The sequence below is a fragment of the Geodermatophilus chilensis genome (assembly GCF_002802985.1).
Classification (GTDB): domain Bacteria; phylum Actinomycetota; class Actinomycetes; order Mycobacteriales; family Geodermatophilaceae; genus Geodermatophilus; species Geodermatophilus chilensis.
Map to the genome: position 1 here is coordinate 1 of NZ_NVPT01000098.1, position 21,137 is coordinate 21,137.

Here is a 21,137-nt window from a genome sequence, read left to right on the forward strand (position 1 = left end):
CCAACGTGCAACATGAGGACCGGGCCTCCTTCCGTCACACCTGCCGGCTCTCACCGCAAGCGTGATCCGGGGGGAGGCCCCCGTCTTCATGGCATTCAGTCGCGCCGGTAGAGGGCCGCGGCCATCTCGCCGAGCGTGGCGGTGAGCCGGTCGGGGTCGGTGGACAGCCCCGCGACGGTGCGCTCGGCCAGCTCGCACCAGGCGGCCTCGAGGGCGGGCATGAGCGAGCGGCCCCGGTCGGACAGCTCGACGATGGTCACCCGCCCGTCGGTGGGCGACGGTCGGCGGACGACGAGCCCGGCGCTCTCCAGCCTGCGGACGCTCCCGGTGATCGTCGGGGGCTCGCAGCCGCTGGCCGTCGCCAGCTGGACCTGGGTGCGCGGCCCGTGGGCGTGCAGCTCCAGCAGCAGCACCTCCTGCCCGGGGTGCAGCCCGAGCGGGGCGAGCACCTGCGCCGCGGCGGCGCGGTGCCGCATCGCGAGCGCGCGGACGGCGTCGTTGACCCGCTTCGCCTCAGCGAAGTCCATGCCGCTCCCTCTTGCCGACCAGATCGTTATGCGCCTAACCTTCCGGACCATCTCGTTAGGCGGCTAACGAACCTACCGGAAGATGGTGTGTCCCATGACCACGTCGACGAGCGTTCCGAGCTCCCGCGCCCGCGGCCGTGTCGCCGTCCGCCCCGCTGCCCTGGCGGTCGCGGGTGCGGCAGGCGCCGCGGTCCTCACCTGGACCGTCGCCGTCCCCCTGCTCGGGGTGGACCTGCGGGTCGCGACCGAGGGGGGCACCCGGACGGTCGGGGTCGGCTCCGTCCTCGCGGCGGCCGCGGTCGCCGGCCTGCTCGGGTGGGCGCTGCTCGCGCTGCTGGTGCGGTCGGTCGCGCGGGCGGAGACGGTGTGGCGTGTCGCCGCGGTCGTCGTCCTGCTGCTGTCCCTCGGCGGGCCGGTCGCGATGGGCGTGGGGACGGCGTCGGTCGTCGTCCTGCTGGCGCTGCACGCGGTCGTCGCCGCGGTGCTGGTCGCCCTGCTCCCGGCGGCGGTGCGGCGGTGACGCCCCCGGTGGGTACGGGCCCGGTGGCGACGGCCCGCTTCAGCGAGGCGGAGCTGGCGTACCTGCTGGGCGAGCGGCGGCTGGGGCGGCTCGCCACCGCGGACGCGTCGGGGCAGCCGCACGTCGTCCCGGTGGGGTGGAGCTACAACGCCGAGCTGGGGACGATCGACGTCAGCGGACGCCGGTTCGCCGCGACGCGCAAGTACCGCAACGCGCAGGCCAACCCGCGGGCGGCGTTCGTGGTGGACGACGTCCTGCCGCCGTGGCGGCCGCGGTGCGTCACCGTGCAGGGCGTGGCCGAGACCGTCGAGGCGCCGGCCGGTGGGGAGGCGCTCCTCCGCATCCACCCGCGCTCGATCGTCTCCTGGGGGCTGGAGACCTGAGGCGTTCGTGGCGGGTTCAGGCGGTGAGCGGCTCGGGGGCCGGCACGGTGCCCGCCTCGACCAGGGCGTCGACGGGGGCCGGGCGGCCGAAGAGCCAGCCCTGGCCGCCGTCCACCCCGAGGGACTGCAGGACGGCGTGCTCGGCCGCCGTCTCCACGCCCTCGGCGACCACGCTGACGTCGAAGCTGTGCGCGAACTCGACCAGCGACTGGGCGAGCCGGGCCAGCATCGGGTCGTGGTCGACGCCGCTGACGATGCTGCGGTCCATCTTGATCACGTCCGGGCAGGCCATGACGATGTGGCGCAGGCTGGAGAAGCCGGCGCCGACGTCGTCGATGGCCAGCCGCATGCCACGTCGACGCAGCGGGGACAGGGCTGCTTCGACGGCCGGGTAGTCGTGGACCTGGTCGTGCTCGGAGAGCTCCAGGACGATGCGGTCGAGCGGCAGGCCCTCGAGCAGCTCGCCGCACTGCGGCGTCAGCAGGGTCTGCGGCGAGACGTTGAGCGAGACGTAGCCGGGAACCCGGTCGAGCAGCTCGGCGCCGCGGGCGAGGGCGAGCAGCTCCAGCCGGTGGCCCGCGCCGATGCGGTGGGCCTCGTCGAAGACGACGTCGGGGGTGCGCTGCCACGCGGCCGGGAAGCGGCTGAGGGCCTCGGCGCCGACGCGGGTGCCGGTGCAGAGGTCGACGATGGGCTGCAGGACGACGTCCGGGCCGCCGGCGTCCATCACCGGCTCGAGGCGCTCGCGGATCTCGGCGTGCTCCTGCTCGATCCGGATCTGCGGCTCGATCACCAAGGCCGCGGCGTCGGCGAGCACCTCCATCAGCGCCAGGTCGCGGTGCGTCACCTCCGGGTCGCTGACCAGCCCGAAGGCGCAGAAGGTGCCGTAGACCGTGCCGTCACTGAGGACGACGGGGACGCTGACGTGGCCGCGGATCTGCGGCAGGTCGGCCGGGTGCAGGGCCATGGCCTCGGGGACGTCGCGGACGTCGGGCATGGCCTGGGGGAGCCGGCCCTCGAGCACCGCCAGGCAGAAGCCGCTGTCCCGCGGGCCGGCGTACCCGTCGACCGGGGACGGGAGCAGCGTGTCGACGACCTGCATCGTCCGCGTGCGCTCGTCGATGCGGCTCAGGAACGCCACGCTGAGGTCCAGCTTGCGGCGGGCAGTCCGCAGCAGCTGGGCGATCTGCGCCTCGGCCTCCGAGCGTTCCCGTTCCACACACCCTCCAGCGGACGTCCGTGTCCTCGTGATCGGCACCATAGGTCCCGGGCGGTACGGGATCGGCCGTATCCGGGCGTGTCTCACCCCCAGGGGGTGGGCCGGCCGGCCCGGCCCGGCCCGGACGCCGCTCGCCGCGCGGCGGACGCCGACTCGCCGGGACGGGGTTTCGGGCAGGGCGATCCGGCGGAACAGTCAGGAGGGTCACCACTCGCTCGTCGACCCCCGGAGGTCGGGATGTCGCAGCCCAGGTCGCTCCCTCAGCTCGCCACATGGCTCGGCGTCGCCGCCGCCGTCGCGTTGTCCTCCTCGGCGCTGTGGGCGGTGTCGTCGACGGAGTCCCGGGCCGCCGTGGGCGCGGACGCCCCGGCCTGCGCCACCGAGGACGCGGTGCTCACGGTGGAGGAGCAGCGCATCGGCCAGCCCCTGGTCGAGGGGGGCGAGTCGGCCGCTGCCCAGTTCCTCCGGGCCGCGGGCTTCGAGGAGGCGGTGGCGCAGTTCGGCACGGACCTGTGCGCGGCGCCGGACCTGGCCGCGGCCGAGGAGCTCGTCGTCCGGCACGGCGAGGCGCTGTGGGAGCTGGCCCTGGCGCGGGCCCAGGGTGAGCGGGAGATCGGCACGATCGACCGGTACGACGACCGGCCGCTGTACTGGGCCCGCCTGCACATGACGCGGGCGGTGCGCCAGTGGGCCGCGCCCGTCGAGCTGAGCGTCGTCCAGCGCAACGCCCTGGTGCAGCTGCTCGACCACGCGTCCCGGGGGCTCACCACCATCGACTGGTCGGAGGCGCCCGCTGACGCCAAGCGCGTGATGATCAGCGGCTTCGACACCTACAGCCTCGACCAGAGCCTGCGGAACTCCAACCCCTCCGGGGCGACCGCGCTACAGCTGGACGGCCGGACGCTCGAGACCGACGCCGGCCCGGTCGTCGTCCAGTCGGTCGTGCTCCCGGTGAACTGGACCGACTTCGACGAGGGCATCGTCGAGGACGCGTTCGGCCAGGTCCTCGGCACCGGCGAGGACCGTGCCGACCTGATCATGACCATCAGCCAGACGGGGCGCGGGCGGATGGACATCGAGCAGTGGGCCGCCAACGCCCGCGGTGGTTCGCCCGACAACAACCGCAACATGCTCTTCGGGCCCATCTCCCGGCCGTCGCACTGGCCGCAGCCGTTCGACTCCCCGGAGTGGATCGAGACGACCCTGCCCTACGAGGCGATGATCGCCGCCGGCACCGGTCCCTGGCCGGTCGTGCTCAACGACGGGATCTGCGAGTGGCCTTCAGGGACCTTCCCCTCCCCGTCGGCGGTGCGCTGCCAGGACGACCCGTCCGAGGGCTCCCGGGCGGCGTCCGGCCCCGGCGGTAGCTACCTCTCCAACGAGAGCATGTACCGCTCCAACCGGCTGCGGATCGGCATGCAGGCGTGGGACGTCCCCGGCGGCCACCTGCACATCTCGGCGCTCGTGTACCCGGAGGACCCCGCGGTGCTGACCGGTCCGGAGTTCGAGGCCGACCGCAGGGCCGTCGTCGACCAGACGATCGCGCTCGTGGCCGCGGCCGGCGCCGCCGCTCCCTGAGCGGGCGGCCGTGGTCTCATCCTCGTGGCGCGCGGTCGCGCCGCGAGGAGGAGGCTCCATGGCCGAGGTGCACGGCAGCTGCGAGGACTGGTTCTCCGGCGTGCGGGAGGCGTTCCAGCGCGGTCTGGACGGCGAGGAGCTGGGCGCGTCGCTCGCCGTCGACCTCGACGGGGAGACCGTCGTCGACCTGTGGGGCGGGTACCGCGATCCCGACCAGACCACCCCCTGCACCGAGGACACCATCGTCAACGGCTGGTCGACGACGAAGACGGTGCTGGCGCTGGCCGCGCTGCTGCTGGTCGAGCGCGGGGAGCTGGACCTGTACGCGCCGGTCGCCGACTACTGGCCGGAGTTCGCGGCCAAGGGCAAGGGGGACGTCGAGGTGCGGCACCTGCTGTCGCACACGTCGGGCGTCTCCGGCTGGGAGCGGCCGTTCTCCATCCGGGACATGTACGACTGGCCGACCGCGACCGAGCGGCTGGCCGCGCAGGCGCCCTGGTGGGAGCCGGGGACGGCGTCGGGCTACCACGCGAACAACCAGGGGCACCTGGTCGGTGAGGTGATCCGGCGGATCGCCAACAGCTCGTTCAAGCAGTTCGTGGCCGACGAGATCGCCCGGCCGCTGGGCGCGGACTTCCAGATCGGTGCGCGCGAGTCGGACTGGGACCGCATCGCGCCCGTCGTCCCGCCGCCGCACCCCGTCGAGGACCCGCGGGAGCTGGACCCGGAGTCGGTGATGGTCAGGACCTACACCGCACCGGTCGCCTCGGCGAAGGCGGCGAACTCGCCGGAGTGGCGCCGCGCGGACCTGGGCGCGCTCAACGGGCACACCAACGCGCGCGGCCTGATGCAGGTCATGCGGGTGCTGTCGCTCGGTGGTGAGGGCCTGCTGTCACCGGAGACGATCGACCTGGTGTTCGACCAGCAGTCCGACGGCGTGGACCTGGTGCTGGGCGAGCCGTTCCGATTCGGCATCGGCTACTGCCTGGGTTCGCCGCTGATCCCGTACGTGCCCGAGGGGCGGACCTTCTTCTGGGGCGGCTGGGGCGGGTCGATGATCGTGATGGACCTCGACCGCCGGCTGACGATCAGCTACCTGATGAACCGGATGGCGCCGGGCGTGCTCGGCTCCGACCGCAGCGAGGCCTACGTCCGGGCGGTGTACTCGGCGCTGTGAGACGTTCCCGCTGACCGGGCGATCGGCGACGGGTCCTCCTAGGCTCGTCGGGTGGACTCCGCCGACCTGCTGGCCCTGCGCTCCGACGAGCGCGCCGCCCTCGTGCTGATCGGTCTGCGCGGCGACTGGTAGCCGTACTGCTGCGCCCAGGCGGTCCGCCTGGCCCGATCGCTGTCCCGCCTCGCCGACGCCGGCGCGGAGGTGGTCCTCGCCTCCACCGACCCGCCGGAAGTGCAGCTGGCGATGAACCGCACCTGGCACCTGCCCTTCCGCTGGGTCAGCGACCCGGACGGCTCGCGGCTGGCCAAGCCGCTGGGTGCCTGGGACGAGGACGCGTCGATCTTCCGTCCCCTCGTCCTCGGGGTGGCCCCGGACGGCAGTGAGGTGTTCCGCGAGCTGTCCCGGGACTTCACCGACCGTCCGGACGACGAGCCGATCCTGGCCGCCGTCGAAGGGCTCGGCCTGGATCCGGTGCCGCTGCCCGCGCCGTGGGAACCCTCGGACGTCGAGCCTCGGCCGTCGAAGCGGGCGTTCCAGCCGTCGTCGTTCATCCCGTACTTCCGCGCGATCAGGTTCAACACCGCCGCGCTGAGCGAGCGGATGGTCGATGAGCGCGACCGCGAGCAGCTGCTCACCGAGAAGCAGATGGCCGAGTCGTTCCTCGCGGCGTTCGACGAGTGGCGCGCCGAGCACCCACCGGACCGCCGGTAGCTGCCGAGGGCAGGTCGAGTGTGTATGTTGTGTGTATGCCTCGGGTGAACATCTACCTCCCGGACGATCTCGCGGCGGCGGTGCGGGCGGCAGGAATCAACCTCTCGTCGTTGACACAGGAGGCCATCAGGCGGGAGCTGGCCGGGCGGACGACCGATGCCTGGCTGGCGTCACTCGACCTCGGGTCGTCACAGGTCTCGCATGACGACGCGCTCGCCGCCCTGGATGCGGCGCGGGAAGAGCCCGCGACCCGACATGGCTGAGGTGGTCCTCGACGCCTCGGCGTTCGTGGACCTGCTGCTGGGGAACCCGCTGGGCGTCGCCGTCCGCGCGCGGTTGGTCGGCCAGTCGCTGCACGCGCCGGGGCACGTCGACGCCGAGGTGCTGTCGGCACTCGGGCGGTTGAACCGGGCAGGCGACCTGGACGACGACACGGTGACGCGGCTCCTCGGCCGCGTGGTCGACGCCCCGATCGAGCGCCATCCCGTGCGGGAGCTGGTGACCGGCGCCTGGGCCCGCCGTTCTCAGCTGAGGCTCGCCGATGCGTTGTACGTCGAGCTGGCGGCTGCTCGGGGCGCACCGCTCGTGACGACCGATCGTCGGCTGAGGGACGCGCCCATGGCAGACGTCGTGGTGGCGTAGAGGGGACGACGCATGATCTGGACCGAGCGCGACATCCCGGACCTGACCGGGCGGACGGCGGTGGTGACCGGCGCGAACGGTGGGCTGGGTTTGCAGACGGCGCTGGCGCTGGCCGGCGCGGGTGCGCACGTGGTGATGGCCGCTCGTGACCCGGACAAGACGGCGGCCGCGGAGGAGCGGATCCGGGTGAGCCATCCCTCGGCGTCGCTGGAGGTGGTGTCGCTGGACCTGGGCGACCTCTCGTCGGTATCGGCGGCGGCCCGTTCCGTGTTGGACTGTCACGAGCGCGTGGACCTGCTGGTCAACAACGCCGGGGTGATGGCGATGCCGCAGCGGACGACGGCCGACGGGTTCGAGATGCAGTTCGGCGTCAACCACCTGGGGCACTGGGCGCTGACTGCGCACCTGCTGCCGGCGCTGCTGCGGGCGCCGGCCGCGCGGGTGGTGACGGTGACGAGCACGGCGCGGCACCGGGCCCGGCGGCTGGACCCGGACGACGTCCACCTCCGACGCGGCTACGGGGCGTGGTCGGCCTACGCGCGGTCGAAGATGGCCAACCTGCACTTCGGGCTGGGGCTGCAGCAGCGGTTTGCTTCAACCGGCGTCCGGGCCTCTAGCCTCCTGGCCCACCCGGGCCTGGCCAACACCGACCTGCAGGCGCGTGCGGTGCGGGAGGGCGGCGCCGGCTGGCTGGGTCCGGTCTTCGAGGTGATGACGGCGCGGTCGGGGATGTCGCCGTTCGAGGGTGCCCGACCGCAGCTGCGCGCCGCGACCGACCCGCGGGCCCGTGGCGGGGAGCTGTACGCGCCGCGGTACGGCTCCCACGGCCCCGCCGTGCGGCGGCCCATCCTGCGCCGGTTCAGCCTGCAGGAGCAGATCGAGGTCCTGTGGCAGGTCTCCGAGCGCGAGACCGGCATCCCGCTGATCGTGCCGGAATCACCCTTCTGCTCGATGACATGACCTTTAATGGCGGCGGCCCAGGAAGTGACCGACGAACATGCCGACAAGTGCTCCCCCCGTGGCTAGCCTGAATGACATTCGAGTAGTCGACGATCTGCGAGGACCCTGGCCGATCGACTGTGCCTGACAATATTCTGGAGTGTTTGTCGCGGGTGCTTCCTGTCGCGCTTCATGTGGGGCTCGGAGGGTGGATGGCGCCTCCGTCTCGCTTAGAGCCCCCGCCAGTAGGTCAGCGGATGCGTCGTGATCGTGGTCGGGTGTCCCAGCGGTAGAGCAGCCAGACGGCCCGGCGCAGCGCACGGACGGTGACGATGGCTACGGCCAGGGCCAGGTAGGCGTCGACGCACGCGTGGCGGCGTTCGGTGCAGCGGCGAAGTCTGCCGAAGTCGTTGAGCCAGGAGTTCGCGCGCTCGACGACCCATCGCTTGCCGACCTGGATCGGCGCCGGTGTGCCGCGGGAGGCGATGGTGCCGAGCAGGCCGCGCTGGTCGAGTGCTTCTCGGCAGGGCCGGTAGTCGTATCCGGCGTCCAGATGCACGGTCACGTCGGCGGGCAGGGGTGCGAAGTCCTTGAGCGCGTCCAAGGTCTGGCCCAGCAGGCGGTGGTCGACGGTGTTGGCTGGCGCGGACACCGTGGCCATCGGCACGCCGGCGCCGTCGCACAGTTGGGACCGCTTCATGCCGCCCTTGCCCCGGTCCACCGGGCTGCGGCCAGCGCACTGCCCGCCGCAGGGGGCCTTGGTCGTGCAGCCGTCCACCGCCACGTCGACCAGGTCCAGGCCGATCATCTTGTCGTAGGCGTCGAGGGCGGCCAGCCGCAGCTGGTCGAAGATGCCCAGCCGGATCCACTCGTCCCGGCGGCGGCGCAGGGTGGTGGCCGAGCAGGCGGCGTCGCCGATCCGCTCGTACCCGGCGCCGAAGACCAGCCCCTCGACGAGTTTGTCCAAGACCACCGCATCGTCGATGCGGGGCCGGTGACAGCCCAGCGGATGCTCATCGACGTGCGGCGGCAGCAGCGCGAGGAACTGCTCGCGCAGCGGGTCAAGGATGCAGGATGGGACGGCAGGCACCAGCGGTCCACAGCTCACGGAGCGTTAGCACCTTCGCGAGCGTGGCCCTCGTGCCTGCCCTCGACGATCAACCACGCCGAACGCAACGACTGCACCTACTGGCGGGGGCTCTTAGCTGGCCTGACGTTGACCGAGGCTGACTGACTGGTGTCGACTCACTGCTCTGAAACGTGTTGCCCGCGAGTCGATTGCGCTCGACTCGTAGGCCCCGAATGACGGCCTTCTCGACATCGGCCTCAGAGGGGCCGTCTCTGAAGATTGATCGGAGCAGGACGCACAATAGGAGCAAAGCGGCGCCCACGACAGCCGTCAGCCCGGTCAAACGAGCCACCTGGTCGAAGGTCTCAGCGGACTCTTCTAATAGAGTTGAGATGTTGGGTGCGTTGGAAGATTCCGCTCCCGTTCGTTGTTGCGCCGCAGCAATCGTGAATGCCAAGTAGGCCCCGACTGATGCGCCGAACAATCCGCTCATTATATGAACCATCGAATCGACCATGGCGCGTAGAAACCGACTGAACGCATCGCGGGTGGCGCTGTCCACGAGACGCGATACTACTCAGCGCTCTCTCCCTACTACTCCAAGTAGGCGCTAGCGCCGGCCCAATCGATAGCCGACCAGGACGCCGAGCAGGGTGAGGAGGCTTCCGCCGACCGCGCCGACGGCGAGGGTGCGGAGGTCGGACGTTCCCGCGGGAACGCCGGCGCGCCCGGTGAAGACCTGCGGCTGGGGAGCAGCAGCGGGAGCCTCGGCGTCCGTTTCGCCCACTGCCGCCGCTGACGGGCGCCGCGCGGCCGGAGCAGTAGCAGCGCCCGCGCCGGCCAGTTCGGCGTCCACTGCGGTGAAGAACTGCGCGGCCATCCGCTTGGCGACGCCGGTGATCATCCGCTGGCCCACCCCGGCCACCGGGCCACCCACCACCGCGTCCGCCGAGTAGGTCAGCACCGTCGCGGAGTCACCGGACGGGGCCAGCTCGATCGTCACCGTCGCCCGCACCTGCCCCGGCGCCCCGGCTCCGGACGCGTGCATCACGTACGACGTCGGCCGTTGCTGGTCGGTCAGGTGCACCTCGCCGGCGTACGTGCCCTTCACCGCCCCGACGCCCACGGAGACGTCCATCCGGTAGGAGTCCTCGCCGACCCGCTCCAGCGCCAGGCACCCGGGGATGGTCCGCGCCAGCACCGCGGGGTCCGTGAGCGCCCACCACACGTCCTCCGGCGTCCCCTGTAGCACCGCCGAGCCGTCGAGGTTCACGCACCCACTCCCGTCCTGCGGTCCAAGGCCGCCGTCCGTTCGGCCGTCTCCGAACGCATGAGGTCGTACAGCTCGGTGGGGGAGATCGGCATCGAGGTGATCCGCCGTCCCACCGCGTCCTCGATCGCCGACGCCAGCGCCGCCGACCCCGGGATCACCCCGGCCTCGCCGGCGCCCTTGATGCCCAGCGGGTTCAGCGGCGACGGCGTCTGCTGGTGGTCGATCACGATGTCGGGGACCTCGGAGGCGTAGGGCATGAGGAAGTCCATGAACGAGGCGTTCTGCAGCTGCCCGTCGGCGTCGTAGGCCATCCGCTCGTACAGCGCGCCTCCCACGCCCTGCGCCACACCGCCGTGCACCTGGCCCTCGACGATCATCGGGTTCACCACGTTGCCGCAGTCGTGCACCACCGCGTAGTTCACGACGTCGATCTCCCACGTCGCCGGGTCGATCTCCACCACCGCCGCGTGCGCGCCGGACGCGAACGTCGACCGGAGCGGCGAGTAGTAGTCGCGGTGCTCCAGCCCCGGTGCGTCCCCGGGGGCCACCGGCGGCTTGGTGTCGTCGTGCGTCGCGAACTGCGTCGCCTGCTTGGCCGCCTCGTCGAACGCGTACCGCAGCGGGTTCGACAGCACCGCCACCGTCCGCAGCGGGATCGACGCCCCCGGCGTCCCCCGCACCTGGACGACGCCGTCCTCGATCTGCAGGTCCCCCGGGTCGGCCTCCAGGACGTCGGCGGCGATCCGCAGCGCCTTCTCCCGCACCCCGCGCGCGGCCAGCGCGATGGCGTTGCCGCTCATCACCGCCGCCCGGGACGCGAACGTGCCGACCGCGTACGGGAAGCGCCGCGTGTCGCCGGTGGTCACCTCGACGTCCTCGATCGGCACACCGAGCTCGGAGGCGACGATCTGCGCAAACGACGTCTCGTGCCCCTGGCCCTGCGTCGTCAGCCCGGTCGAGACCAGCACCTTCCCGCTGCCCAGCACCTGCACGTGCCCGCCCTCGTACGGGCCCGGCCCGGTGCCCTCCACGTACAGCGCCATCCCGGCGCCGAGCAGCTTGCCGCGCGCCTCGGCGTCGTCCCGCAGCGCGCCGACGCCGTCCCACCCGACCAGCGCCTTCAGCTTCTCGAGCAACGCCGGGTAGTCACCAGAGTCGTAGATGACCGGCCGGCCGTCCTGGAACGTCAGGTGGTGGTCGTACGGGAACTGGTCGGGCTGGATGAGGTTGCGCTCGCGGACGACGGCCCGGTCCAGGCCGAGCGCATCGGCGATCCGGTCCATCGTCCGCTCCATCGCGAAGCAGCCCTGCGGCCGCCCGGCTCCGCGGTACGGCGTCACGATGACCGTGTTCGTGTAGACGCTCTCCACGACCACCCGGTACACGGGGATCACGTACGGCCCGACCAGCTGGGTCGCGGTCACGATCGGCACGATGATCCCGTAGGGCGTGTACGCGCCGTTGTCGTGCCAGATGTGGACGTCGAGCGCGGTGATCCGGCCGTCGTCGTCGAACCCGACGCTGACCTCCTGCCGCTGCTGCCGCTCGTGGGCGCTGGAGATGAAGTGCTCGCGGCGGTCCTCGGCCCACTTCACCTCGCGGCCCAGCGCGATCGCCGCCATCGGCACCAGCAGCTCCTCCGGCCACGGGTGCACGATCTTCACGCCGAACCCGCCGCCGACGTCCGGCGCGATCACCTCGACCTCATCCAGCGAGAGCTGCAGCTTGGCGGCGATCGCCGCCCGCACCGACGTCGAGGCCTGCGTGCTGGTGTGCACCCGCAGCGAGCGGTCGTCGGCGTCCCACCGCGCGTGTACGCCCTTGCCCTCCAGCGGCATGCAGGCGCTGCGCTCGACGTACTGGGTGAACGACAGCGTGTGCGGGGCGGCGGCCAGTGCCGGCTCGACGTCCCCGGTCTCCTGGTGGTGCCGGGCGGCGACGTTGTCGGGGATCTCCTCGTGGACGGCGTGCTGGGCGGCCCGTGAGGCGTCCACGCCGACGACGACCGGCAGCTCCTCGTAGGTGACGGCGATCCGCTCGGCGGCGTCCTCGGCGACGTACCGGTCGGTCGCCACGACCATCACGACCGGCTCGCCGACGTGGTTCACCTCGCCGTTGGCCAGCGGGTACCCGGTGCGCGGCGCGTGCAGCTGCGGGTGCGGGATGAGCACGGGCAGCGGCTCGGCGAGCGGGCCGGTGAGGTCCTCGTAGGTGTAGATGGCGACCAGGCCCTCGACGTCGAGGGCGGCGTCCACGTCGACGTCCACGATGCGGGCGTGCGCGTGCGGGCTGCGCACGAAAGCGGCGGCGAGCGCGCCGGCGCCGATGTCGTCGAGGTAGCGGCCGCGGCCGGTGATGAGCCGGGCGTCCTCGCGGCGGCGGACCGGCTCGCCGAACAGCTTCGTCGTCATCGCTCGCCCCCTTCGGCGGCGGTTTCCGCGGAAATCGCCGGGGGACCGGCGGCGGTTTCCGCGGAAATGGCCATCGTGGCGGCCGCGTGCCGGACGGCCTTCTTGATGTTCGCGTAGCCGGTGCACCGGCAGAGGTTGCCGCCGACCAGGTCGTAGACCTCCTCGTCGGTGATCTCCCCGGCCGCGTCCCGCGCCTCGAGCCCGGCGGCGATCGTCACCAGGAAGCCCGGCGTGCAGAAGCCGCACTGCAGCGCGTGGCACTCGCGGAACGCCTCCTGGACCGGGTGCAGCACCTGCCCGCCCCGCCCGTCGTCGCGGGCCAGCCCCTCGACGGTCGTGACCGACGCCCCCTCCACCTGCACGGCGAGCACCAGGCACGAGCGGACCGGGGCGCCGTCCACCAGCACGGTGCACGCCCCGCAGACGCCGTGCTCGCAGCCGACGTGCGTGCCGGTCAGCCCGAGGTCGTGCCGCAGTGCGTCGGACAGCAGCCGTCGCACCGGCACGGTGGCTTCACGTGGAACACCGTTCACGGTCAGCCGGACGGTCCGCTCGGTGTCGACGGAGACGGTCATGCGGGGGTCCTCTCGACGGCCTCGTCGGCCGCGGACGTCAGCGTCCGCTCGGTCAGCACGCCCACCAGCAGGCGGCGGTAGTCGGCGCTGGCGTGCAGGTCGCCGTCCGGCTCGACCAGCGTGCGGGCCAGCGCGCCGGCCGCCGCCCAGTCGGCCTTCTCCACCGGGGAGCCGGCGACGGCGTCGGTGAGGTCGTGCACCTCGGGGGTCAGGCCCACCGAGACATAAGACGCGCGGACGGCGGCGACGCGGCGGTCCTCGTCGAGGGTGACGACGACGCCCGCGCCGCACACCGCGTAGTCGCCCCTCCGGCGGGCCACCTCGGCGAAGGCGGTGCCCGAGCGCGGCGGCAGCGCCGGGAAGAAGGCGGAGGTGACGACGGAGGCGGCCGGCAGCGAGGTCTCCAGCGGGCCGACGAACAGATCTCGCCAGCCGACGACGCGCTCGCCGGACGGCGACGCCACGGTCACCGACCCGCCGGTCAGCGCCAGCACCGACGTCATTTCCCCGGCGGGGTCGGCGTGCGCGATCGAGCCGACCGTCGTCCCCCGGTTGCGGATCGCCGGGTGGGCGACGTTCGCCGTCGCCCGGGCCAGCAGTGGCTGCACCCGGGCGGCGCCCCCGTGCGTCAGCAGCCCCGCGTGCCGCACGAGCGCCCCCACCCGCACGCCGTCCCCGGTGACCTCGACGGTGTCGAGGCCGGGCACCCGGTTGAGGTCGACCAGCGTGGCCGGCGCCGCGAGCCGCATCGACAGCAGCGGCAGCAGCGACTGCCCGCCGGCCAGCACCTTGGCGCCCTCCTCGGCGGCGAGGACCTCGAGGGCCTCGGGCACCGAGCGGGGGTCGGCGTACCGGAAGGGCGCGGGCTTCACCGGGAGCGGGTCTCCCCGGGCGTCGTCGAGCCGGTCACACCCGGGCGCCCCACCTCGTCGACCGACGAGGGGTCGGCGCCGTAGTCGTGCGCACCCGTGTGGCCGAGCGCGGGACCGGTGCCGCCGACGAACTCCCGCTCGGCGTCCAGCGCGGCCCTCATCTCGGCCGGCGCGAGAGCGCGGGCCACGTGCCAGCCGACGACCGCCACGATCGAGCCCAGCGCGATGCCGCCGAGGGAGAAGGACTCGGAGAAGACCAGCTGGACGTCGCCGATCGCGATGATGATCCCCGCGGCGAGCGGCACCAGGTTGATCGGGTTGGCGAAGTCGACCCGGTTCTCCTTCCAGATCTTGGCGCCGAGCAGGCCGATCATCCCGTAGAGGACGACGGTGATCCCGCCGAGCACGCCGCCCGGGACGATGTTGATGAGCGCGCCGAACTTCGGGCACAGGCCCAGCAGGATCGCCACGACCGCGGCCACGTAGTAGGCCGCCGTCGAGTAGACGCGGGTGGCGGCCATGACGCCGATGTTCTCCGCGTAGGTGGTCGTCGGGGAGCCGCCGACCGAGGTGGCCATGACGGTGGCGACGCCGTCGGCCGCGATGGCCCGGCCCATGTAGGGGTCGAGGTCGCGCTTGGTCATCTCGGCGACCGCCTTGACGTGCCCGGTGTTCTCCGCGATCAGCGCGATGACCGCCGGCAGCACGAGCAGGCTGAAGTTGAGCGAGAAGGACGGCGCGGTGAAGTCGGGGGCGCCGAACCAGGGGGCGTCGACGACCGAGTCGAAGTTGATCCGGTCGCGGGTGCTCACCGTGCCGGTGCCGTCGGGAGAGGTGATCTGACCGACGGTCGCGTCGAGGAGGACCGACAGCAGATACCCGAAGACCAGGCCCAGCAGGATGGAGATGCGTGCCCAGAACCCCCGGAGCAGCAGCGAGGCGACGATGACGAACGCCATCGTGGCCAGCGCCACCCACTGGTCCTGCGGCCAGTAGATGCCGGCGACGACCGGGGCCAGGTTGAAGCCGATCAGCAGGACCACCGCGCCGGTGACCGCCGGCGGCAGGACCGCGTGCAGGAAGCGCACGCCGGCGAAGTGGATGAGCACGCCGACCAGGGCCAGCACGACACCGGAGACCAGGATGGCGCCGACGACGTCGGAGGAGTCGCCGCCCGAGGCCCGGACCGCGACCACGCCACCCACGAACGACGCGCTGGTGCCCAGGTAGCTCGGCACCTTCCCGTTGACCATGAGCAGGAAGATGATCGTCGCGATCCCGCTCATCATGATCGCCAGGTTGGGGTCCAGCCCCATGACGATCGGGAAGACGAAGGTCGCGCCGAACATCGCGACGACGTGCTGCGCGCCGATGCCGACGGTCCGCGGCCAGGACAACCGCTCGTCCGGGGCCACCGCCTCACCCAGCGGCGGGGTCTTCCCGTCCCCGTAGAGCTTCCAGCCGAACGCCATGACCGCCTCCTCGACCTGCTCCTGGGCGTGGCCGGCGCCGCGGAACAGCGGTTGCCGGCACCCAGGGGGCGCCAATGTGACACGCCTGACTGACAGGGCGGAAGTACCTCAGTGCTAAATCGTTGTTGCGCCGGTGTCTTATCGCTGAGACATTCCGCCGGTACGGTCGGCGAGGTGACCGAACCCCCCGTCCGCCACGTCTCCCTGCGCAGCGGCGTGTACGCCGACTCGGTCCGGCTGATGCAGGTCAGCCGGGACGTCGGCGCCCGCGAGGGGGTCACCGCGGTGCTCGTCGCGATGGCCACGCCGCTGAACCTCGAGCTCGCCGCCGGCATGGGCCTGGCTCCTGGGGACGGCGCCTCGCCCGACCAACTCCTGATCGCGATCGAGGCCGTGGACGACGACGCGCTGGCCGCCGCGGTCGCCGCCGTCGACACCGCGCTGGCCGCCCGCGAGCGCACCGCCGGCCCCGCCCAGGCGGTGCCGCTGCGCACCATCGGCGCGGGCCTCGACGCGCTGGGCAGCGACGGCCCGGCGCTCGCCGTCGTCAGCGTCCCGGGGCCGTACGCGGTGGCCGAGGCCGCCGACGCGATCGCCGCCGGCGGCAGCGTGCTGGTCTTCTCCGACGGGGTCCCGGTGGAGGCCGAGGTCGCCCTCAAGCGGGCCGCGCACGAGGCCGGCGTGCTCGTCATGGGCCCCGACTGCGGGACGGCGATCGTCTCGGGGCTGGCCCTCGGGTTCGCCAACGTAGTGCGCCCCGGCCCGGTCGGGATGGTCGCGGCGTCGGGCACGGGCGCCCAGCAGGTGTCGTGCCTCCTCGACGCGGCCGGCGTCGGGGTCTCGCACGTCCTCGGCGTGGGCGGCCGCGACCTCTCCGAGGCCGTCGGCGGGCTGGCCACCCTCGACGCGCTGGCCCTGCTCGACGCCGACCCGGCCACCGAGCGGGTGCTCCTGGTGTCCAAGCCGCCCGCGCCGTCGGTGGCCGCGGCGGTCCGGGCCGCCGCCGAGGGCCTCTCCGTCCCCGTCCGCTCGGCCGCGCTGTCGCCGGAGAACCCCGACCTGACCGCCGCCGTCGAGGCGCTGCTGGCCGACATGGGCGTCACGGTGCCGGAGTGGCCCTCGCGTCCGGCCGCACTGCAGGCCGCCCCCGGCGCCGTCCTCAAGGGGCTCTACTCGGGCGGCACACTCGCCGACGAGGCGATGCTGCTCGCCGCTCCCGTGCTCGGCGACGTCCGGTCCAACACCCCGCTGCGCCCGGAGCTCGACCTCGGGACGGACCTGTCCGCCCCGGACTCCGTGGTGATCGACTTCGGGGACGACGCGCTGACCGTCGGCCGGGCGCACCCGATGATCGACCCGACGCTGCGGCTCGAGGCGCTGGCGCGGATCGCGGCGTCGGGGGAACCGGCCGTCGTGCTCCTGGACGTCGTCCTCGGGTACGGCGCCGACCCCGACCCGGCCGCGACCCTGGCCCCCGCGCTGCGGGCCGCCGGCCTGCCCGCCGTCGTCGCGCTGGTCGGCACTGAGGCCGACCCGCAGGGCTGGTCGCGCCAGGCCGACGCGCTCGCCGCGGCCGGTGCGGCCGTCTTCGCCTCCAACGCGCAGGCCACCCGGCACGCGCTCGAGCTGCTGGGAGTCGCGCGATGAGTTTGCTCTCCGGACCGCCGGCCGTCGTCGCCGCGGGCGTCGACGTCTTCTCCGCCGCGCTGCGCGCCCAGGGCGCTGACGTGCACGACGTCGACTGGCGCCCGCCCGGCTTCGGCGACCCGGCCGACCTCGCCGCCCTCGCGCTCGACCGGCGCCGGGCGGCGGCCAACCGCACCGCCGTCGAGCGGGTGATGGCCGCGGGGTCCCGGCTGGTCGACGTCCGTCCGGCGCGGGACGTGCTCGGCCTGCCCGACCGCACCCTGCTGCACGCCGGCCCGCCGATCGGGTGGGACGACGCGTCCGGCCCCCTGCGCGGCGCGCTGATCGGCGCCTGCCTGTTCGAGGGCTGGGCGTCGAGTGTCGAGGACGCCGAGCGGGTCCTCGCCGCGGGGGAGGTCGCCCTCGACCCCTGCCACCACCACCGCACCGTCGGTCCGATGGCCGGGGTCACCTCGCCGTCCATGTGGCTGTGGTGCCTGGAGGACCCGGTGACCGGCGGCCAGGCGTTCTGCAACCTCAACGAGGGCCTGGGCAAGGTGCTGCGGATGGGCGCCTACAACGACGAGGTGCTCACCCGGCTCGCCTGGATGCGCGACGTCCTCGGGCCGGTGCTGCAGGCCGCCGTCCGCTCGATGGCCGAGCCGCTGGACGTCAAGGCCGTGCTCGCGCAGATGCTGCAGATGGGCGACGAGGGGCACAACCGCAACCGGGCCGGCTCGCTGATGACGCTGCGCGAGCTGTCCCCGGCGGTCGTGGAGGTCGACGCGCCGTCCTCCGACATCGCCGCGGTGCTGCGCTTCATCGGCGGCAACGAGCACTTCTTCCTCAACCTCGGGATGCCGACGGCGAAGCTCGCTCTCGACGCCGCGCGGGACGTGTCCGGCTCGACGATGGTCACCGTGATGTCCCGCAACGGGACCGAGTTCGGCATCCGGACCGCCGGCACCGGCGACCGCTGGTTCACCGGCCCGGCCAACACCCCGGTGGGCCTGTTCCTCGGCGACTACGGCCCGGACGACGCCAACCCCGACATTGGCGACTCCGCGATCATGGAGACCTACGGCGTCGGCGGCTTCACCATGGCCGCGGCCCCGGCGATCGTCCGGTTCGTCGGCGGCACCGTGCCCGACGCGCTGGCCACGACCGAGCGGATGTACCAGCTGACCCTGGCCGAGAACCCGGCGATGCAGGTGCCGATCCTCGGCTTCCGCGGCTCCCCGACCGGCATCGACGTCCTCGCCGTCGCCCGCACCGGCTGGCTGCCGCAGATCAACACCGGCATGGCCGGGCGGGTCGCCGGCACGGGCCAGGTGGGCGCCGGGCTGGTGCAGCCGCCGCAGCAGTGCTTCGAGCAGGCGCTGGCCGCCCTGGCGCAGGAGTCCCGCACGGCGTGACCGCTCGCCGAGTGCGACGAACTCGTGGTCATCAGCCGCTGATCACCACGAGATCGCCGCACTCGATGTCGCTTGCCGGGGCGGACGGCCACCCGCCAGGCTGCTGATCATGTGGAGCATCGGGGAGCACGTCGAGCCGGACGACGACCTCTACCGGCGGATGGGCCCGCCGGACAACGAGGTGCCGGTCGCCCTCCCGCAGAACGTGCTGCTCGCGCGCACGGACGACGTCGCGGTGGCGTTGCTCGGCCTGCAGGTCTCCACGACCGGGGTGTCGTTCCACCTGACCGTCCGGGTGCGCGCGTCCGCGCTGCGCCGCCTCGACCACACCCTCAACGAGCTGGTGTGGGACCACGGCCCGCGCGGTGGCCGCTTCCTCATGGGCGTCGAGTTCGCCGACGGGCGGCGCGCGAGCAACGTGCCGGGGGCGAGCAGCGAGGGCATCGTCTTCCACTCCGGCGGTGGCGGGGGTGGGGACACCTCGATCGACCAGTCGTGGTGGCTGTCCCCGCTCCCGCCCGAGGCGCCCCTGCGGGTCGTCGTCCGCTGCCCCGAGCTCGGTATCGGCGAGACGGCGGTCGAGCTCGACGGGGCCGCGCTGCGGCGGGCCGCCGACGACGTCCTCACGCTGTGGCCGTGGGAGGCGCCGGAGTCCGGATCCCATGAGCCGCCGTCCCCGCCGGACCTGCCCGAGGACAGCTGGTTCGCCCGCCGCTGAGGTCCCGCGGCTCCCGACGAGATCGGCGGTCTCGTGGCCATCAGCCTCTGATCACCACGAGACCGCCGATCTCGCCGCGCAGGAAGGCCTCAGCGGACGCAGGTCAGCAGCGTGCGGACGGCGGCCGACAGCTCCCCGGTCGACGTGAGCGGGGCGGGGAACGGCGTGCGCAGGTCGTAGCAGCCGGTGCGGGGCTCGACCCGGAACAGCACCCCGTGCCGGTCCAGGCCGAGCAGGTGCACCCGGTCGTCGCCGGCCCACGCCTGCACCCGGGCGCAGAGCGCGGCGAGCGGGCCGGCGTGCTCGGCGACCAGGTCGTCCTCGGCGGCGCCCAGCGGGTCGGGCCGGGCGGCGGCGTACTCCTCGGGCGTGACCTCGGTCCAGCCGCCGCCCTCGTGCAGCAGCACCTCGGCGACGTCGAGGCGCAGCAGCGTCGCGGTGAGCCCGACGTCGAGCAGCACGGGGTCCGGGCGGACGACGGCGAAGGCCAGCGCCAGCTCGGCCTCGTCCTCGGCGGGCACCGGCGTCAGCCAGCCGGCGAGCTCGAGTCGCGCGCGCAGCGGGTTGCGCAGCGGCCGGGCCGAGCGGGAGGTCACCGTGACCTTCGCCGCGAGGTCGCCGTCCGGGGCCTCGCGGACCGCCGTCGCCAGCCCGCCGGACCGGGGGACGACGACCAGCACCCGCCCGTCCTCCAGGGTGGCCGCGGCGAGCAGCCGGCTGGTGCCCAGACCCAGGGCCTGCACCGAGGCGGCCGGCCGGGTCGCGACCGTGCGCGCCCGCTCGGCGGCTGCCGAGCGGCAGCCCGGCTGCACCGGTGGGGGTGTCGGACCGGCGGTCATGGGGCTCCCTGGGGGTCTCGACAACATGGAATAAGGTGAGCCTAACCAAACTTGGAGGTCTCGTGAACACCCCTCGTCCCAAGGTCCGGATCAGCCGCGCCCTCGGCATCCCGCTCACGCCGAAGGCCGTCGAGTACTTCGAGCGCCGTCCGTACCCGCCCGGCGAGCACGGCCGCAAGCGCCGCAAGGAGAGCGACTACTCGACCCGGCTGCGCGAGAAGCAGCGGCTGCGGGCGCAGTACGACATCAGCGAGACGCAGCTGCGCGCCGCCTTCGACCGGGCCCGGCGCACCGGCGGCAAGACCGGCGAGGCGCTGATCCAGGACCTCGAGTCCCGGCTCGACGCCACCGTGCTGCGGGCCGGCTTCGCGCGCACCATCTACCAGGCGCGCCAGTTCGTCACCCACCAGCACGTGCTGGTCAACGGCAAGCGCGTCGACCGCCCCTCCTACCGGCTCCAGCCCGGCGACTTCGTGCAGATCGCCGAGAAGTCCAGGACCAAGGAGCCGTTCGTCGTCGCCGCCTCCGGGGCGCACGCCACCGCGCCCGCCTACCTGGAGGTGCGCCTGGCCGACCTGGTCGCCCGCGTCGACCGGATGCCCGACCGCGACGAGGTGCCGGTGGTCTGCGAGGAGCAGCTCGTCGTCGAGCACTACTCCCGCTGATCCCGGTCCCGTGGACCCCCGCGACGTCGTCCGGCGCAGCAAGCGGCTCTCCTACGTGCTGCGCCACGCCCCCGGCAGCGTCGGGCTGACCCTCGACGCGGCCGGCTGGGCGGACGTCGAGGCCCTGCTGGCCGCCCTCGGCTGGACCCGCGCGGAGCTCGAGCACGTCGTCGCCACGAACGACAAGCGCCGGTTCGCCCTCGACGAGACGGGCACGCGGATCCGCGCCAGCCAGGGCCACAGCGTCGCCGTGGACCTGGGCTACGCCGCCGAGGACCCGCCGCCGGTGCTCTTCCACGGGACGGCGGAGCGGAACCTGCCGGCCATCGAGGCCGAGGGCCTGCGCCCCGGACGCCGGCACGCGGTGCACCTGAGTCCGGACGAGGCCACGGCCCGGCGGGTCGGGGCGCGCCACGGTGGGGTGGGTGGGAAGGCCATCGTCCTCCGGGTCGACGCGGCGGGCATGGCCCGCGACGGCGCCGTCTTCACGCGCTCGGCGAACGGCG

The 21,137-nt window shown here is 73.3% G+C and carries 21 protein-coding genes and 1 pseudogene; 13 read left to right on the forward strand and 9 right to left on the reverse strand.

The annotated features are described in order from the left end of the window. Positions 1–95 precede the first annotated feature (95 nt). Complete coding sequence (locus CNO22_RS16660; protein ID WP_100500427.1) at positions 96–527, reverse strand: MarR family winged helix-turn-helix transcriptional regulator; 432 nt, start codon at positions 525–527, stop codon at positions 96–98. Between the two features lie 94 nt (positions 528–621). On the opposite strand from CNO22_RS16660, the gene CNO22_RS16665 reads away from it, so the two are divergent. Both CNO22_RS16665 and CNO22_RS16670 read left to right on the forward strand, forming a co-directional pair. Beyond that, positions 622–1,047 (forward strand): DUF6069 family protein, encoded by a 426-nt coding sequence (locus tag CNO22_RS16665; RefSeq protein ID WP_100500428.1) that lies wholly within the window; start codon positions 622–624, stop codon positions 1,045–1,047. Next, complete coding sequence (locus CNO22_RS16670) at positions 1,044–1,430, forward strand: PPOX class F420-dependent oxidoreductase (protein ID WP_232807099.1); 387 nt, start codon at positions 1,044–1,046, stop codon at positions 1,428–1,430. The genes CNO22_RS16665 and CNO22_RS16670 overlap by 4 nt, the downstream gene beginning before the upstream one ends. Before the next feature lie 16 nt (positions 1,431–1,446). On the opposite strand, the gene CNO22_RS16675 is transcribed toward CNO22_RS16670, so the two are convergent. Beyond that, on the reverse strand, positions 1,447–2,649 hold the full coding sequence (locus CNO22_RS16675; protein ID WP_100500430.1) for a sensor domain-containing phosphodiesterase: 1,203 nt from the start codon (positions 2,647–2,649) through the stop codon (positions 1,447–1,449). 237 nt (positions 2,650–2,886) lie between these two features. Here CNO22_RS16675 and CNO22_RS16680 point away from each other — a divergent pair, with 237 nt between their 5' ends. From CNO22_RS16680 to CNO22_RS16705, 6 genes and pseudogenes are all read left to right on the forward strand, one after another. Then, positions 2,887–4,227 (forward strand): C15 family peptidase, encoded by a 1,341-nt coding sequence (locus CNO22_RS16680; protein WP_100500431.1) that lies wholly within the window; start codon positions 2,887–2,889, stop codon positions 4,225–4,227. Between the two features lie 58 nt (positions 4,228–4,285). Then, entirely contained in the window at positions 4,286–5,404 is a 1,119-nt protein-coding gene (locus CNO22_RS16685; RefSeq protein ID WP_100500432.1) for a serine hydrolase domain-containing protein, read from the forward strand. Positions 5,405–5,548: 144 nt separating this feature from the next. After that, a pseudogene (locus CNO22_RS16690) lies at positions 5,549–6,115 on the forward strand (peroxiredoxin family protein); the annotation flags it as partial. A 44-nt stretch (positions 6,116–6,159) separates the two neighbouring features. After that, positions 6,160–6,378, forward strand: a complete 219-nt coding sequence (locus CNO22_RS16695) for a type II toxin-antitoxin system CcdA family antitoxin (protein WP_198588390.1) — start codon at positions 6,160–6,162, stop codon at positions 6,376–6,378. After that, complete coding sequence (locus tag CNO22_RS16700) at positions 6,371–6,757, forward strand: type II toxin-antitoxin system VapC family toxin (RefSeq protein ID WP_198588391.1); 387 nt, start codon at positions 6,371–6,373, stop codon at positions 6,755–6,757. Before CNO22_RS16695 ends, CNO22_RS16700 begins: the two co-directional genes overlap by 8 nt. Positions 6,758–6,769: 12 nt before the next feature. After that, positions 6,770–7,717: an oxidoreductase gene (locus CNO22_RS16705; RefSeq protein ID WP_100500435.1), complete on the forward strand. Its 948-nt coding sequence runs from the start codon at positions 6,770–6,772 to the stop codon at positions 7,715–7,717. Between the two features lie 229 nt (positions 7,718–7,946). On the opposite strand, the gene CNO22_RS16710 is transcribed toward CNO22_RS16705, so the two are convergent. The 6 genes from CNO22_RS16710 to CNO22_RS16735 form a co-directional block, all read right to left on the reverse strand. Further along, positions 7,947–8,786 carry an IS5 family transposase gene (locus CNO22_RS16710; protein WP_100500436.1) on the reverse strand — a complete coding sequence of 280 codons (840 nt, stop codon included), beginning with the start codon at positions 8,784–8,786 and terminating at the stop codon, positions 7,947–7,949. A gap of 589 nt (positions 8,787–9,375) precedes the next feature. Further along, positions 9,376–10,038 (reverse strand): SRPBCC family protein, encoded by a 663-nt coding sequence (locus CNO22_RS16715; protein WP_100500437.1) that lies wholly within the window; start codon positions 10,036–10,038, stop codon positions 9,376–9,378. Next, positions 10,035–12,449, reverse strand: a complete 2,415-nt coding sequence (cutA, locus tag CNO22_RS16720) for an aerobic carbon-monoxide dehydrogenase large subunit (RefSeq protein WP_100500438.1) — start codon at positions 12,447–12,449, stop codon at positions 10,035–10,037. The genes CNO22_RS16715 and cutA overlap by 4 nt, the downstream gene beginning before the upstream one ends. Continuing rightward, positions 12,446–13,024: a (2Fe-2S)-binding protein gene (locus CNO22_RS16725; protein ID WP_232807100.1), complete on the reverse strand. Its 579-nt coding sequence runs from the start codon at positions 13,022–13,024 to the stop codon at positions 12,446–12,448. Before CNO22_RS16725 ends, cutA begins: the two co-directional genes overlap by 4 nt. Continuing rightward, complete coding sequence (locus tag CNO22_RS16730) at positions 13,021–13,896, reverse strand: FAD binding domain-containing protein (RefSeq protein WP_100500439.1); 876 nt, start codon at positions 13,894–13,896, stop codon at positions 13,021–13,023. Before CNO22_RS16730 ends, CNO22_RS16725 begins: the two co-directional genes overlap by 4 nt. Beyond that, positions 13,893–15,368 carry a uracil-xanthine permease family protein gene (locus tag CNO22_RS16735; RefSeq protein WP_100500440.1) on the reverse strand — a complete coding sequence of 492 codons (1,476 nt, stop codon included), beginning with the start codon at positions 15,366–15,368 and terminating at the stop codon, positions 13,893–13,895. Before CNO22_RS16735 ends, CNO22_RS16730 begins: the two co-directional genes overlap by 4 nt. Positions 15,369–15,542: 174 nt before the next feature. On the opposite strand from CNO22_RS16735, the gene CNO22_RS16740 reads away from it, so the two are divergent. From CNO22_RS16740 to CNO22_RS16750, 3 genes are all read left to right on the forward strand, one after another. Continuing rightward, positions 15,543–17,015 (forward strand): FdrA family protein, encoded by a 1,473-nt coding sequence (locus CNO22_RS16740; protein WP_100500441.1) that lies wholly within the window; start codon positions 15,543–15,545, stop codon positions 17,013–17,015. After that, the gene (locus CNO22_RS16745; protein WP_100500442.1) at positions 17,012–18,409 is read left to right on the forward strand and encodes a YlbE family protein; all 1,398 of its coding nucleotides are present in this window, start codon (positions 17,012–17,014) and stop codon (positions 18,407–18,409) included. The genes CNO22_RS16740 and CNO22_RS16745 overlap by 4 nt, the downstream gene beginning before the upstream one ends. 109 nt (positions 18,410–18,518) lie before the next feature. Further along, the gene (locus tag CNO22_RS16750; protein ID WP_100500443.1) at positions 18,519–19,127 is read left to right on the forward strand and encodes a hypothetical protein; all 609 of its coding nucleotides are present in this window, start codon (positions 18,519–18,521) and stop codon (positions 19,125–19,127) included. A gap of 89 nt (positions 19,128–19,216) precedes the next feature. Here the strand turns inward: CNO22_RS16750 and CNO22_RS16755 are convergent, their stop codons facing one another. Continuing rightward, a complete protein-coding gene (locus CNO22_RS16755) occupies positions 19,217–19,966 on the reverse strand; it encodes a DUF2470 domain-containing protein (RefSeq protein WP_100500444.1) in 750 nt (249 codons plus the stop codon). Positions 19,967–20,028: 62 nt separating this feature from the next. Here CNO22_RS16755 and rpsD point away from each other — a divergent pair, with 62 nt between their 5' ends. Together rpsD and CNO22_RS16765 are read left to right on the forward strand one after the other, a co-directional pair. After that, positions 20,029–20,631: a 30S ribosomal protein S4 gene (gene rpsD / locus CNO22_RS16760; RefSeq protein ID WP_100500445.1), complete on the forward strand. Its 603-nt coding sequence runs from the start codon at positions 20,029–20,031 to the stop codon at positions 20,629–20,631. A 10-nt stretch (positions 20,632–20,641) separates the two neighbouring features. Next, positions 20,642–21,137: RNA 2'-phosphotransferase (locus CNO22_RS16765; RefSeq protein ID WP_100500446.1), on the forward strand; the 496-nt coding region annotated here is incomplete at its 3' end.

Excerpts from the sequence above, each read along its gene's own strand:
- cutA (WP_100500438.1), bottom strand. The coding sequence starts at position 12,449 with ATGACGACGAAGCTGTTCGGCGAGCCGGTCCGCCGCCGCGAGGACGCC.
- CNO22_RS16750 (WP_100500443.1), top strand. The coding sequence starts at position 18,519 with ATGTGGAGCATCGGGGAGCACGTCGAGCCGGACGACGACCTCTACCGG.
- CNO22_RS16745 (WP_100500442.1), top strand. The coding sequence starts at position 17,012 with ATGAGTTTGCTCTCCGGACCGCCGGCCGTCGTCGCCGCGGGCGTCGAC.
- CNO22_RS16700 (WP_198588391.1), top strand. The coding sequence starts at position 6,371 with ATGGCTGAGGTGGTCCTCGACGCCTCGGCGTTCGTGGACCTGCTGCTG.
- CNO22_RS16685 (WP_100500432.1), top strand. The coding sequence starts at position 4,286 with ATGGCCGAGGTGCACGGCAGCTGCGAGGACTGGTTCTCCGGCGTGCGG.
- CNO22_RS16725 (WP_232807100.1), bottom strand. The coding sequence starts at position 13,024 with ATGACCGTCTCCGTCGACACCGAGCGGACCGTCCGGCTGACCGTGAAC.
- CNO22_RS16705 (WP_100500435.1), top strand. The coding sequence starts at position 6,770 with ATGATCTGGACCGAGCGCGACATCCCGGACCTGACCGGGCGGACGGCG.
- CNO22_RS16735 (WP_100500440.1), bottom strand. The coding sequence starts at position 15,368 with ATGGCGTTCGGCTGGAAGCTCTACGGGGACGGGAAGACCCCGCCGCTG.
- CNO22_RS16755 (WP_100500444.1), bottom strand. The coding sequence starts at position 19,966 with ATGACCGCCGGTCCGACACCCCCACCGGTGCAGCCGGGCTGCCGCTCG.
- CNO22_RS16665 (WP_100500428.1), top strand. The coding sequence starts at position 622 with ATGACCACGTCGACGAGCGTTCCGAGCTCCCGCGCCCGCGGCCGTGTC.
- CNO22_RS16660 (WP_100500427.1), bottom strand. The coding sequence starts at position 527 with ATGGACTTCGCTGAGGCGAAGCGGGTCAACGACGCCGTCCGCGCGCTC.
- CNO22_RS16680 (WP_100500431.1), top strand. The coding sequence starts at position 2,887 with ATGTCGCAGCCCAGGTCGCTCCCTCAGCTCGCCACATGGCTCGGCGTC.